Raw genomic sequence first — 13471 nt, 5'->3', positions numbered from 1 at the left:
TCCGCTTATTTACGCGTTAATGCCGACATAATGAGTGCGCCCAAAGCAGCGCCCGCGACGAAAGTGCCCAATCCGGCCCCTTCCTGTTCTTTTGCCTGACTGCTATTGGCGCGCACTGCAGGTTGCACCTGAACGTGCTCTCTCTGCAGCGATGCTTTGTAGCGATCAACTTCTTCCAATAGCTGTTGGGGCGTAACCCCCAGAATCTCAGCCACCTGATACAGATGTTCGATACTGAATACCGCCTTGCCACTTTCCAGTCTGCTGTAACTGGCCTGAGACAGGCCCATTCGGGCGGCAAAGGGGGCCTGGTCGATCATTTTCAGTTTGCGGTGATTGGCAATGACGACACCGAGAACTGCGCTGAATGAGGTCTGCTGGCTCATATCAAATCTTCACTTTTGCGGGTTGACGCATCATAACCGACTGAAGTAGTCTTGACGAGCTCATATAGAACTAACGAATTTAAAACACAAGGAACTATTCATATGAAATCTAACCTGGTACTATTTTGTGCCGAAACAAAGGCCCTGCAGTGCACTATGGCAACTACTTCAGTGACACTCATGTTTTACATACACGCCCCGGCTATGGCTGTGAAATCACTACTTTGGAGGAGTTTTCTGCTGGTCAAAACGTCTGGACTCTCGATACTCCGGTATCCGCTGGCTTTGAGGAGCGGGCTCAGGAAGTTATGAGCCGGAGCTATAGCCTGCTAACCGACAACTGCCAGCATATAGCCAACTATGTCGCCTCTGGTAAGTACTCCAGCCCACAGGTAACCGGAACGTTACTGGGTGCCGCTGCCCTTACCGCGCTTTCCGATAAGGGTGAATGGTGGCAACGTGCATTAGCAGGAGGTGTTATAGGGTTACTGCTGAGCAGAGCCTGAAGCTATTAAGTCCAACCTATCATCGTTAGCCTGCTCTTCCGGGTCTGCCGTGGCGTTCGTGGTTGTTTGTTATGCCTTGGGTCAGTCTTCATTGAAGTAGTCAGTATCCAGACTTTTGATTCTGTAGACTTCTTTGGTGTTGACTCCAAGGCCATACTGCACCATGAGTTCGGCCAATTGTTCACCGTTTATCAGCACAATATTCATGCTTAAGCCCGATGCAGCCTCCAGAGCGCCGCTGGAAAATTCCGACGTGGTAATAAACACGCCTTTGGTCGCCCCCTTGCGGGTAAGTGCACCGATAAACTTGTCTATTTCCGGGCGTTGAATATTGTTTTTCCACTTTTTGGCCTGCAGGTAAATTTTATCGAGGCCAAGAGGGTCTTCACTGATGATGCCGTCAATGCCGTCATCATTGGTGTACTGTGTTGGTTTTGCCGAGCCACCCAACGCACTGCCGTAACCCATGGCGCGCATAAGATCGACCACCAGTTTTTCAAAGAACTGCCAGGAGCTGTCGCACACTGTATCCAGCACTTCGGTGGTGAGACTGTCGTGGATTTCTTTGTACGCAAGTTGCAGACGTTCGCTTGGATCAATTGCATCGTCGCCGGACTCTATCTGTACAACTTCACTATCATTACCCTGCCGTGCTTTTGACCTGGACGCCGAAAATTCAACGAATTCTTCAGAAATATCCTTCAGGTACCGGACATTAATGTGCTCAGGGCGTTCTTTTAATGCTTCCAGACCACGAGTGGTAATCTGTAAATGCGCCCGTTGCGGATAGGTCAGCAAGCCTGCTTTCTTCAAATAAGTTCCGGCCCAGCCACAGCGGTTACGAATAACGGTTTGCTGACCAGAAGAAACACGCTCTGCTTTTTCTTCTGGTGTAACGGAAAAATAATTGCAAACGGCTTCGTATACATCGCTGAATTTATGCACTTGACCGTCACTGATAGCAGCCAGAACTGGGCGCATACATTGTTGGAAGTTTGGTATAGGCATTCCGTGTCCTTACAGGCGTTACTGCTTTTGGGCTGTGATTATACTGAGTGTTTCGTCAATGCCTATCCCTGATTTTGGGCGGGTTAATAAGGCAGCACACTACCATCCCAGTGCAGCAGGTGGCCGTGCTGTTCTGGTTGTAAATTAAGCAATACGTCGCTGATGCGCTGCGCGGTTTGTTGCGGGGTGTAGAGTTTGCCGGCGGCGATATTCTGCTGAAACGGTGCCGACAGGCCGGTGTTGGTGGTGCCGGGGTGTACGGCGGCAACCAGGCAGTTCGGCGCTTTGCGCTGCCATTCTATGCTGAGGTTTTTTATAAACATATTGAGCGCGGCCTTGCTCATGCGGTAGCTGTACCAGCCGCCCAGCTGGTTGTCGCTGATGCAGCCGACCATGGCCGATAACGATAACCAGCGCAGCTGGCTGCCGCGTTTAATAAAGGGAGCCAGCGCCTGAGCGGTGTGAATATGGCTTATCACGTTGCTTTGCAGGCTGTGCTGCAGCCAGTCGGCGCTGAGTTCTTGCAGGGATTTTTCCGGGCCGTTTTGCGGATTATGGAGTATGCCGTTGCAGACGATGACAGCATCGGGGGTGCCTTCACGGCGGATAAAGGCCTGCAGCTCGGCCACGCTGTGCGGCTCGCGGGTATCGGTCTGGCAATGGGCGCTGGCGGCGGAGTCTGGTCCGCGGCCACTGCTGATTACGCGCACGGTCTGGCCTGTCTGCCCTTGCCCTTGAACCTGTCCCTGATTCTGGTTCTGCCAGTGCTCAATTAAGGCTTTGGCAATTTCGCTGCCACTACCGGCAATCCACAATGTGCGCATGTTATGTCCTTTTTTATTTCTTTTTGCGGTTTAAAGCGGGCTGCCGCATTGCATTCAACCGGCAGCGACTCTACCTTATTGGAAACAGACACACAGAGTAAGGAACATCCGCATGATTAAGGTGATTATCGAGCGCAATATTGCCGAGGGTATGGAATCCACCTATGAGCAGATTATGAAAACCATGCTGCGCACGATGGTTGAAGCACCGGGCTATACCTCCGGTGTTAACTATATCGATATGAAAAACAGTGCCCACCGGGTGATTATTACTACCTGGCAGAGCGAACAGGCGTGGGATATGTGGAAGCATACCGAGCAGCGTGCGGCTCTGCTGGCGGCAATTAAACCGATTCTGGTAGATGAAGAGAAAATTACCCTGCTGACGGTGTGATGAACGATCTGTTTTTGTTCTGACATGCCCGGCCTGACAGCCAGCAGTGACACAGAGAGTAACCAGCAATGCCCGCCCTGTTTTCAGGGCGGGCATTGTTGTTTTAGGCATTGTTGTTTTAAAAGCCGCACTCTGCGAAAGCGAGAATTTTTTGGGGAATGAAGTGAGTGAGATGACGCGGCGAATAACCTTTGTGGAATAACACCTGTGGGAACGACTTTCAGTCGTGATGTTAGTTATCACTGCAAAAATGCCGTTCCCGCTGCAGTAATTTCGCGGGCAAGGCCCGCTCCTGCGGGAAAGACGACATTTCAGATATGCGCGGCGTTTTATTTCGCGGGCACGGCCCGCTCCTACGGGAAAGGCGACATTTTCAGATATGAGCGGTGTTTCATTTCGCGGGCATGGCCCGCTCCTGCGGGGTATATCGGTATATGCGTCGATTATTCTTTGGTTAATCGGAGCATATTCGTAGGAGCGGGCCATGCCCGCGAATTACGCCAGAGGTTATGTTATAGGTAGGTTGTTTAAGCTCAGCCACAAGGAGTGTGGTATGCCGCAATTCCATCCATTCACAGGCCATAAACAACTGCGTATCGGACGTTTTTCCGAGACAGGTCGTGTGTATCTGATCACCACCAGTACGTTTGATCGGGAACGTATTTTTTCTGAATGGCGTTATGCAAGAGCTGCTATTCAGGCATTTCTGCAGCCATCATTGTTGAAAAAATCCCGGGTAATGACCTGGGTATTAATGCCGGATCATGTTCATTGGTTACTACAGCCAGGTGATGATGCCGGGCTGTCCCGACTGGTAGGAGCGATGAAATCATCTTCGGCACGGGCAGTAAGGCAAGCCGGTTGTAAGCGGCGTGTCTGGGCACCGGCATTTCATGACCATGCTGTGCGCTGTGAAGACGATATTCTGCCACTGGCTCGATACGTTGTGGCAAATCCTCTGCGTGCAGGATTGGTACGCAGAGTTGGGGAGTATCCATTCTGGGATGCAATCTGGATGTGAATCACAGGCCGGGATTTTATTGCGGATTTTGCCCGAATCGCGGCATATGCATGATCGCGGGCATGGCCCGCTCCTACGAATATTTATCCGACCGCACCTGCATTTGCTGGTTTTAGTCTTTATCAATAGACGTCTTTACGGTAACGCCCCTGCTGTTGCAGGCGCTCGGTTGCACGTTTGCCGAGCCATTGTTGCAGCAGCTGATCGATATCGCTGGCCATGCCATCACGACTGCCGCAGATATAAATCGCCGCGTCTTGTTTCAGCCATTGCCGCAGGCGTTTTTGTTCACGTTGCAGCGCATGTTGCACATAGCCGCGGTGGCTTCGTCCGCACAGCGCGGGCAGTTCTGCAGCGCCGGAGGCGCGTGAGTAACAGCGGTCGAGCTCAGTAAGTACGCCGCTCTGATACCAGTGGTCGAGTTCCTGCTGCCAGATGCGGTCATGTTCCGGGCTGCGTTCACCAAACAGCAACCAGCAAGGGGCTTGTGAGTTTTGCAGGCTGCGCTGTTTGAGGTGGGCACGCAGTCCGGCCAGGCCGGTGCCATTGCCGATCAGTATCAGTGGCACAGCCGTTGGCGGCGCATGAAAAGCAGGGTTACTGCGCACGCTGAACAGGCTTGTGCTGCCGGGCTGCCATTGCTGGCACAACCAGCCGGAGCCCAGTCCGGGTTCGCCGTTATCGTGGTGCTGTTCACGCACCAGCAGGCGCAGATGATTCTCTTCTGGCAGGCTGGCAATGCTGTAGTCACGGTAACGGCCGGCCAGCCATAAGCGGGCAATATCTCCGGCCTGCCAGTGGCTGTGTTGCGGCTTACTCAGATGCAGTTCATACAAAGCAGCTCCCGGACTGCCGGGGTTTAACCACAGCCGTTGCTCCAGCGTCAGTTCTTCTTTGGCGCTATCACAGCCTTGCGCAGTATCAGCCACCGAGAATCCCTGCTCTGCCAGTTGCTGCTGCCATTGCTCAATAGACCGGCGCTCAAGACGGTTAACGCACAGTGGCGCAAACATGGGTTGCGCACCGCCCTGTTGCAGCTGTTTGTGCAGCTGCAGACCAAAAGCGCAGAACTGTGGGTAGTCGTCGTCGCCCAGAGCCAGCACGGCGTAGCGTACATCCTGCACAACATGCTGGCCCTGCCGCTGACTGTGCTGCAGACGGCGGATAAAATGCTGGCCGTTGGCCGGCGCTTCACCATCGCCACAGGTGCTGGCAATGATCAGTAAGCGACGGCTGACAGCCAGTTGCTGCCGGCTCAGCTGGTTAAGAGGCAGCAGGCTAACTGCCTCACCACCCTGCTCTAACTGCTGCGCTAAATCCCCGGCCAGTGCGGCTGCCGTGCCGCCTTCGCTGGCATAGGCAACAAGGGTTGCAGGCAAATCAGAATGAGCAGCGCGGCGGTTGTGCCAGCGCTGCCGCAGGGAAGCGCGAAAACACCAGAGGGCGAGCAGGCACCAGCCAAGTATCAGCAGGCTGGCCTGCCCCCAGGGTTGCAGAGAGATCATGATCAGTCCGGCAGAACCTCAAGCACGGCCACATAGCTGCCGCTGCGTTCGGTGGCGGGTTTTTGCGCTTTATTGTCTTTGTATTCGGCTTCCAGAAAGTAACGTCCGGCGCCGTTCCAGCGTACGGTGATTTCACCTTTGCTGTTGGTTTTCAGGGTGATTGCTTCCTGCGCATTGCGGTAGCGGGTGCCTTCGCGGATCAGGGTAACGTCGGCACCCTGCGCGGCTTCACCGTCGATCAGAAAACGGAAGCTGGCCTCTTCGCTGGCAAACAAATCGTTCGGATGCGTGACGGCCACCAGCTCCAGTCCCTGCCCGCTGGCTGCCAGTGCGTTGCGGGATGGCGCGCCCAGGGTGACAAAGGTTTCCATACGGCGGGACGCCTGCGATACCACTAATTTGTCGGCGTTTTCCGGGACAGCTTTGGCAAAACCTTCGGCGCTGTATTGCTCACCACGGCCCGGATACATGCGGCGCTGCCCGTCTTCTTCCCACAAGGCACGCAGACCGGATGAGGCGATAAACAGGCGATAGGTGCCTTCCTGTGTTAACGGCAGATCAAACACGCTGCGGTATTTGCCGGTGTGCAGGTTTTCAACCTGACCGGCGCTGCCGTCGGGGTTGAGCACCTGCACGCCAGCGAAGCGGCCGGGGTTGTAGTTGGCCAGGAAGATGTCGTTGGAAACCGCGGCATCAAAGCTGACCCAGCGGTTTTCGCCGGACAGTACGGTTTCCTGCGGTACGATCCAGGCGCGGTGTGCCTGTACGGCCACACTGCCCAACACCAACGCGGCGACAAAGAATGGTTTGAATGGGGTTTTATTCAACATGTTGGTGTCCTGTTCAGGGTTTAATGCTTACAGCCACAGCACCCAGTTCGGTGCTGCCGCTGGCGGTGAAAGTAGCGGCTTTGGTTGGCGGCCAGCTGAACGGAATATCGACCACTTCGCGCCCGCCCACTTCACGCGCGGCTTCTATCCGCAGGGTGTAATCACCTTCGGCCAGTTCATGCAGAGGCGCGCTGCCGAAGTGGAATTGCAGATGATGCTGACCCGGCCCTTTGGTCGCGCCGGTAACACCATCCACCGGCATCTGCAGTGTGCGGCCGCTGCGACGCCACCACTGGCGCATATCTTTCAGCCATTTTTCGCCTTCGTTATTGCGCATTTCTGCGTCGTACCAAACGGCCAGATTAGTGACGGCTCTGGTGCTGTTGTTTTCAATCCAGATGGCAACATAGGGTTTGTGATATTCAGCGACGTTCAGTTGCGGTATTTCGACCGCGAGGCTCAGCTCGGCGGCGCTTGCCGATTGCACAGTCACGCATTGTGTTGCGGCCAGCAGCAACGCCGGCAGCAGCGAACGCGGTATCGGGTTCTTCATATTCATTCCTTTAATGCACGCTCAAAATAATGATCAGCAGCGGGATAACCACGCCCAGTGCCACCAACGGCCAGGTGGATGGGCGCTGGCGGGCGTAACGCACCAGCAGCCATAAACCGCTGAGTGAGAAAATCAGACACAGCAGCGAAAAAATATCGATAAACCATGACCACAGAGGGCCGGTATTGCGGCCTTTATGCAGGTCGTTCAGGTACGAAATCCAGCCGCGTTCGGTGCGCTCGTAAAGCAGCACTCCGCTGTCGGTTTCAATGCTCAACCAGGCATCACCGCCGGGTCTGGGCATGCCCAGATACACTTCATTGCCCTGCCATTCGGCGTCCGCCGCAGGCACGCTGATGCCGTGTTCCTGCAGCAGCCATTGGCGCAGCGCCAGCGGTAATGGCCCGGCACTGCGCCCGGACAGGGTTTTCAGCAAGGTGGCAGACAGCTCGGTTTCCAGCGTTACCGTCACCGGTTCCGCCTTGATGTCCGCCGCGTGGTTTAACGTGATGCCGGTAAAGGCAAACAGAATCATGCCCACCAGACAGAGGGCGGAGCTGATCCAGTGCCACTGGCGCAGGCTGCCAAAAACGATGCCCGATACCGGCAGGCGGGCAGATAAAGATCGGATCATCCGGGATACATCACAGGCAGGGCTCAGACGGCGTTAGATGGGCAGCATTCTAGCAGGAAAGCCGCAAATACGAACAATTAGCATTAGCGAATTTACATTTCTATTCACTTATCACTCAATAATATTTCTTACCTCCCGGCAGAAGCAGCCAGAAGCCAGCGAAACAAAAACGACACAAGCATACGGCCCCGAATGGGGCCGTATGCTTACGCAGGCGGTGGCGGTAATAGCATCAGAAGCGGTAGTTCACGCCCAGCCACAGGTTGCGGCGTTTGTCTTTGTTGTTGTAATCGTCGATGTAGGTGATTTCACCGTCGTCATCGTAATCACCGTCGGCGGCATCACCCTCAACCCCATCCTGAAAACGGGTCTGATAAGTGGTGAAGTCTTCGTCCAGCAGGTTGTTGATACGACCGTTAACGCTCAGGTTGGTGCTGATTTCATACGACGCACCGAGGTGCAGTACGTTGTAGTTTTTGAAGTACAGCGCGTTGCCGTCTTCATCCACATCACGGAAGCGTGACGAGCGGGTTTCGCTGGTCAGATAAACGTTGGCTTTGTCGCTGATGTCCCAGCCCAGCGTCAGGTTCGACATGTGCTTGGCACTGTTGGTCAGCGGCTGGCCTTGTTCATTACCGGACAGCTGTTTGCTGTCGGTGTAGGTGTAGTTGGCACGCAATGACAGCGCTTCACTCATTTGCCAGCGGGCCGCTACTTCAGCGCCACGCACCAGCGCTTCGTCGATATTGATTTTCTGGCTGTAGGTGGTGTAGTTCAGCGTTTCGTACTCACCCAGATTCACACACGGCTTGGCGCCGTTCGTGCTGGCACAGGTTGGTACCCGGTCGCCGCTGGCGATCTTATCTTTGAACTTGTTATGGAAGGCGGTGATATTGAAGTTATGGCCACCTTCGGTCGCTTCCCAGTAGAGCGCCAGCTCGCTGTTGACGCTTTTCTCCGGCTCCAGATCCGGGTTACCGGCAAACGGACTGGTGCCCTGCCCGCCAAAACCGGTGATGCCGTTAAACAAGTCGGTGGTTTTCGGGGTTTTATAACCGGTCGATACGCCACCTTTGACGGTCCAGCTCAGATCAAGATTGTATACACCGTACAGGCGCGGGCTGACATTACTGCCGAAGACATCGTGGTTGTCGTAACGCACACCGGTGGTCAGGGTGAAATCATTCAGCATCGACCAGTTATCTTCAGCAAACAGCGAGTACATGGTGAAGTCGGAGGTTTCGCTGCCGGCATCGCCCCCTTCCAGACCAAACACACCGTCTTTCAGTTCTGCGACAATCACCTGACCGCCAACCACGACCTGGTGATGGCCATAGAAATCGTTGACTGGCATATCCACCTTGGCATCCAGGGTGTACTGGCTGCTTTCCATGGTGCGTTTCGGACGCGGCAGGAAAGTCTCAGCCGCGATGGTTTTGCGCTCATCGACGCTCAGGCCGGTATAAGCGCCGGTGCCGTCGTAGATCTGTTGAAGCAGTTCACGCTCAGCGACCGAGAAAGGCACCGTGCGCCCTTCATTAGAGGTGGCGATATGCTGCAGCGACACCCAGCTGCTGCCGAATGACCATTCGCCTTCATGGGCAATGGCCCACTGATCACGGGTAAATTCCTGATCTTTGGCGTAACCGACCCGTGGCTGCACCTGACCACCGCGCGCACGCCAGATGGTGTCAATGCTGTCGACCGTGCCCAGCGGGAAGGTGCCATCCGCCAGCGGTTTGTTGTCGTAGGTCTGTTTTGACTGATCGATATCCAGCGTCAGGGTCTGATTGGCGGCCGGTTTCCAGTTCACGCCAAAGCCCAGATTGGTGTTGGTGTTATCGGTGGTTTTGCCGCCGGAACCAAAGCCCAGGGTACGCTTACGGCTGACGCCGGCAGGATCGGTGACATCCTCATATTCAGGTTCGGAGGCGTCACGCTGGTACAGACTGCCGCGCAGCTCAATACCCAGTACATCTTTGATCGCCGGACCCATCAGACTGAAATCGGCAGTGGTGTCATTACCGTATTCGTCCTGCTCCTGAAATGAGCGCCCGATCGTGACAGAACCCGCCCACTCGTCAGTGACTTTTTTGGTGATGATGTTAATCACGCCACCCAGCGCATCGGCACCGTAGAGGGTTGAAGCCGGGCCACGGATAACTTCGATACGTTCAATCGCATCCAGTGGCGGAACATGGTTGAACTGATTACCGCCGAAATTATTCGGGTAAATATCGCCGTGGTTGTTCTGGCGGCGGCCATCGATCAGCAGCAGAGTGTAATCCGCTCCCATGCCACGGATACTGACCGAACCCTGGCCGGTTTTATCGCGGGTTTCACCAATATCCACACCTTCCAGTTCGCGCACGGCATCCAGCAGAGTCATATAAGGACGGGAGCGCAGATCTTCCTGAGTAATCACAGAAATACTGGCCGGTGCTTCAACGACCTTCTGCTCAAAACCAGCGGCTGATACCACCATTTTGCTGAGGTCTACCGGATTTTTTTCTGCCTGTTCCGCTTGCGCAGAAAAACCGGCCAAGGCAATCGCGGCTGGCAAAACGGCCTGGCGCCAGAGAGTCGGTCTGATCATTGTGCTATCCCCTGTTAAAACATGCTGGTCATAAATCAGGCTTTTCTGACAAGCCCATCAAAAACGCCGGCATGCTAACAAGAACAAAACACATTTACGAATAGTTTTTATTTAGATAAGAAATTAAATCTCATTTGTGTTGTCTGGCCGGTTATTGCACCCGGGAACGAACAAAGGCCGCCACCGCTGCCGCAGCGTGCTGCATATGCTGTTCATGGCTATAGCCGGATTTTTTACGCGGTTTTAAGTCATGGTCGCCGTCTTCCAGCCACAACAACTGCAGTGCAGCATCAAGGGCATAGCCGTCCACTTCTTCTTTATCGCCCAATGCGTCACGCGTGCCCTGCACAATCAGCAGAGGTTGCTGCAACTGTTGCAGATGATCTGTGCGCAGCGACTCAGGTTTACCCGGCGGATGAAACGGATACCCCAGACAGGCGCAACCGCGGATATCGGTGCCGGCATTTTTTTCTGCTTCCTGTATTAATAAAGAAGCAACCCGCCCGCCCATGGATTTTCCGCCAATGATACAAGGACGATCCAACTGGCGGATTAATGCGCGGTAATCGTCCAGCAGTGCCGGCATACGCTGTGGCGGGCGGCGTTTACCGTCAATGGCACGCTGTTCCATATAAGGAAAATCAAAACGCACGACATAGATTTCCTGCGCGGCAATCAATTCTGCCATCCGTTGCATAAATTCGCTGTCACTGCCGGCACCGGCGCCATGGGCGAAAATAAATAACGGATCACGCGAATTACCATTTTCTGTGTATTTTTTGTTCATTTAAATTCCGTTCAGACATGGCCTTCAGGGAAAATTGTCGCATGACTTGCAATTGTATTTCCCGTCCCCAGTGCTTCTTGCGCTATATCAAGATTCACGGTTGCCACTTCCTTATGATTTGCTCAACCGTTATCAGGATAACTTACAGCTATTCTGTAGCGGCAGAGAGTGTGGGCTGTTTGCTGGAGCAAACCATCAGCACGATGGTGAGAGACGTTCTCAGTTAGCTGTTCATAAGCTCCATAAAAGCAGGATAACCTGCTGTAAAATCTGGTGTTTTTCCGGTGTTTGATTGCAAATAACAGCATCAAACACCATAATTGCGCCGATTTTTTTAACCCTCAATCCTCGCTGTTAAATGGAATCTGATCATGAGCACAGCATTTGACCATCCCGAGTACAACTACAAGGTGGTAAGACAATTTGCCATCATGACCGTAGTTTGGGGCATTGTTGGCATGGCGGTCGGTGTACTTATCGCTGCCCAGCTGGCTTGGCCTGCACTGAACTTTGATACCCCTTGGCTGTCTTTCGGTCGTTTACGTCCGCTGCACACCAATGCGGTTATTTTTGCTTTCGGTGGTTCTGCACTGTTTGCAACTTCTTACTACATTGTGCAGCGCACCTGCCGTACGCGTCTGTTCTCAGACACCCTGGCAAGCTTCACCTTCTGGGGCTGGAATGCCGTGATCGTTGCAGCGGCTATTACTCTGCCAATGGGTCTGACCTCTACCAAGGAATACGCTGAGCTGGAATGGCCAATCGATATTCTGGTAACTCTGGTATGGGTTTCTTATGTTGTGAACTTCCTCGGCACGCTGGCTATCCGTAAAGAAAGCCACATCTATGTTGCCAACTGGTTCTTCGCAGCCTTCATGATCATGATTGCGATCCTGTACGTGGGTAACAACCTGGCCGTACCGGTATCCCTGACCAAATCTTACTCCATCTGGGCCGGTACTATTGACGCCATGATCCAGTGGTGGTGGGGCCATAATGCGGTAGGTTTCTTCCTGACTGCAGGCTTCCTGGGGATTATGTACTACTTCGTGCCTAAGCAGGCTGGCCGTCCGGTTTACTCTTACCGTCTGTCCATCGTGCACTTCTGGGCCCTGATCTCTATCTACGTATGGGCCGGTGCTCACCACCTGCACTACTCTGCTCTGCCTGACTGGGCTCAGACTTCCGGTATGGTTATGTCTCTGATCCTGCTGGCACCAAGCTGGGGCGGTATGATCAACGGTATGATGACGCTGTCTGGTGCATGGCACAAACTGCGTAACGACCCTATCCTGCGCTTCCTGGTTGTATCTCTGTCTTTCTACGGTATGTCTACCTTCGAAGGCCCGATGATGTCGATCAAGACCGTAAACGCGCTGTCTCACAACACTGACTGGACCATTGGTCACGTTCACTCCGGTGCTCTGGGCTGGGTTGCCATGGTATCTATCGGTGCCCTGTACCACCTGATCCCAATCATGTTCGGCCGCAAAGCCGGTGACATGCACTCCATCAAACTGATCAACGTTCACTTCTGGCTGTCCACCATTGGTACCGTACTGTACATCGCTGCGATGTGGGTAAACGGCATCATGCAGGGTCTGATGTGGCGTGCAGTTAACGCTGACGGCACCCTGACCTACAGCTTCGTTGAATCCGTAGAAGCCTCTCATGGCGGCTATGTGGTTCGTGTACTGGGTGGCGCACTGTTCCTGACCGGTATGCTGATCATGGCTTACAACGTGTTCATGACTGTTCGCGCGGCCAAGAAAGAAGCTGGCAACGCAGTCGCAGCACAGGCTTAAGGAGTACTGAAACATGATTAAGCACGACAATATTGAGAAAAGCCTGCCGTTGATGGTGGTGATGATTGTCATCGCACTGAGCTGGGGCGGCATGGCGGAAATTGTTCCACTGTTCTGGCACAACGACACCAACAAGCCGGTTGAAGGCCTGGAACCTTACACTGCTCTGCAGCTGGAAGGTCGTGACATCTACATCCGTGAAGGTTGCCACGTATGTCACACCCAGATGGTTCGTCCGTTCCGTGCAGAAACCGAGCGTTACGGCCCATACTCCACTGCTGGTGAATCGGTATACGAGCACCCGTTCCTGTGGGGTTCCAAGCGTACCGGTCCTGACCTGGCACGTGTTGGTGGCCGTTACTCTGATGAGTGGCACCGTGCACACATGTACAACCCACGTGACGTTGTACCTGAGTCCATCATGCCGTCTTATCCATGGTTGTTTGAAGATAAGGTCGATGGCCGCCTGACTCCGAAGAAAATGGAAGCTCTGCGTATGGTCGGCGTACCGTACACCGATGCTGACATCGAAGGTGCCAAAGAGGCCGTTGATGGCAAACGTGAAATCGAAGCTCTGGTTGCTTATCTGCAGCACCTGGGCACTGTAGTCACTAAACGGTAA

At 54.0% G+C, this 13471-nt stretch carries 14 protein-coding genes; 5 read left to right on the top strand and 9 right to left on the bottom strand.

The window, feature by feature from the left end; translation table 11 throughout:
• Nucleotides 1–5 precede the first annotated feature (5 nt).
• On the bottom strand, nt 6–386 hold the full coding sequence (locus B3P58_RS17010; RefSeq protein WP_286719244.1) for a helix-turn-helix domain-containing protein: 381 nt from the start codon (nt 384–386) through the stop codon (nt 6–8).
• A 308-nt stretch (nt 387–694) separates the two neighbouring features.
• Here B3P58_RS17010 and B3P58_RS17005 point away from each other — a divergent pair, with 308 nt between their 5' ends.
• Nucleotides 695–892 (top strand): hypothetical protein, encoded by a 198-nt coding sequence (locus B3P58_RS17005; RefSeq protein WP_286719242.1) that lies wholly within the window; start codon nt 695–697, stop codon nt 890–892.
• A gap of 81 nt (nt 893–973) precedes the next feature.
• On the opposite strand, the gene B3P58_RS17000 is transcribed toward B3P58_RS17005, so the two are convergent.
• Both B3P58_RS17000 and B3P58_RS16995 read right to left on the bottom strand, forming a co-directional pair.
• Entirely contained in the window at nt 974–1873 is a 900-nt protein-coding gene (locus tag B3P58_RS17000) for a restriction endonuclease (RefSeq protein ID WP_286719240.1), read from the bottom strand.
• A gap of 110 nt (nt 1874–1983) precedes the next feature.
• Nucleotides 1984–2724, bottom strand: coding sequence for an SDR family NAD(P)-dependent oxidoreductase (locus B3P58_RS16995; protein WP_286719239.1), 741 nt, complete (start codon nt 2722–2724; stop codon nt 1984–1986).
• A gap of 112 nt (nt 2725–2836) precedes the next feature.
• Between B3P58_RS16995 and B3P58_RS16990 the strand changes: the two genes are divergently transcribed.
• Both B3P58_RS16990 and B3P58_RS16985 read left to right on the top strand, forming a co-directional pair.
• On the top strand, nt 2837–3118 hold the full coding sequence (locus B3P58_RS16990) for an antibiotic biosynthesis monooxygenase family protein (RefSeq protein WP_145468287.1): 282 nt from the start codon (nt 2837–2839) through the stop codon (nt 3116–3118).
• 553 nt (nt 3119–3671) lie between these two features.
• Nucleotides 3672–4139: an REP-associated tyrosine transposase gene (locus B3P58_RS16985; RefSeq protein ID WP_286719237.1), complete on the top strand. Its 468-nt coding sequence runs from the start codon at nt 3672–3674 to the stop codon at nt 4137–4139.
• Nucleotides 4140–4261: 122 nt separating this feature from the next.
• Here the strand turns inward: B3P58_RS16985 and B3P58_RS16980 are convergent, their stop codons facing one another.
• The 6 genes from B3P58_RS16980 to B3P58_RS16955 all read right to left on the bottom strand — a co-directional run bounded on the left by B3P58_RS16980 (nt 4262) and on the right by B3P58_RS16955 (nt 11044).
• A complete protein-coding gene (locus tag B3P58_RS16980; RefSeq protein ID WP_286719236.1) occupies nt 4262–5644 on the bottom strand; it encodes an NADPH cytochrome P450 oxidoreductase family protein in 1383 nt (460 codons plus the stop codon).
• Between the two features lie 2 nt (nt 5645–5646).
• Nucleotides 5647–6474 carry a DUF4198 domain-containing protein gene (locus B3P58_RS16975; RefSeq protein ID WP_286719235.1) on the bottom strand — a complete coding sequence of 276 codons (828 nt, stop codon included), beginning with the start codon at nt 6472–6474 and terminating at the stop codon, nt 5647–5649.
• 13 nt (nt 6475–6487) lie between these two features.
• Nucleotides 6488–7027, bottom strand: a complete 540-nt coding sequence (locus tag B3P58_RS16970) for a DUF2271 domain-containing protein (protein WP_286719233.1) — start codon at nt 7025–7027, stop codon at nt 6488–6490.
• Nucleotides 7028–7037: 10 nt separating this feature from the next.
• The gene (locus B3P58_RS16965) at nt 7038–7661 is read right to left on the bottom strand and encodes a PepSY-associated TM helix domain-containing protein (protein WP_286719231.1); all 624 of its coding nucleotides are present in this window, start codon (nt 7659–7661) and stop codon (nt 7038–7040) included.
• Nucleotides 7662–7893: 232 nt separating this feature from the next.
• Nucleotides 7894–10257: a TonB-dependent receptor domain-containing protein gene (locus B3P58_RS16960; RefSeq protein WP_286719229.1), complete on the bottom strand. Its 2364-nt coding sequence runs from the start codon at nt 10255–10257 to the stop codon at nt 7894–7896.
• Nucleotides 10258–10408: 151 nt separating this feature from the next.
• Entirely contained in the window at nt 10409–11044 is a 636-nt protein-coding gene (locus B3P58_RS16955) for an alpha/beta fold hydrolase (RefSeq protein WP_286719227.1), read from the bottom strand.
• Between the two features lie 371 nt (nt 11045–11415).
• Between B3P58_RS16955 and ccoN the strand changes: the two genes are divergently transcribed.
• Together ccoN and ccoO are read left to right on the top strand one after the other, a co-directional pair.
• Nucleotides 11416–12849: a cytochrome-c oxidase, cbb3-type subunit I gene (gene ccoN / locus B3P58_RS16950; protein ID WP_145468273.1), complete on the top strand. Its 1434-nt coding sequence runs from the start codon at nt 11416–11418 to the stop codon at nt 12847–12849.
• Between the two features lie 16 nt (nt 12850–12865).
• Entirely contained in the window at nt 12866–13471 is a 606-nt protein-coding gene (gene ccoO, locus B3P58_RS16945; protein WP_222428554.1) for a cytochrome-c oxidase, cbb3-type subunit II, read from the top strand.

This window comes from Thalassolituus sp. UBA2009, from assembly GCF_002335285.1.
Classification (GTDB): Bacteria; Pseudomonadota; Gammaproteobacteria; order Pseudomonadales; family Oceanobacteraceae; genus Venatoribacter; species Venatoribacter alkanivorans.
This window is presented reverse-complemented; position numbering and strand designations above follow the sequence as displayed.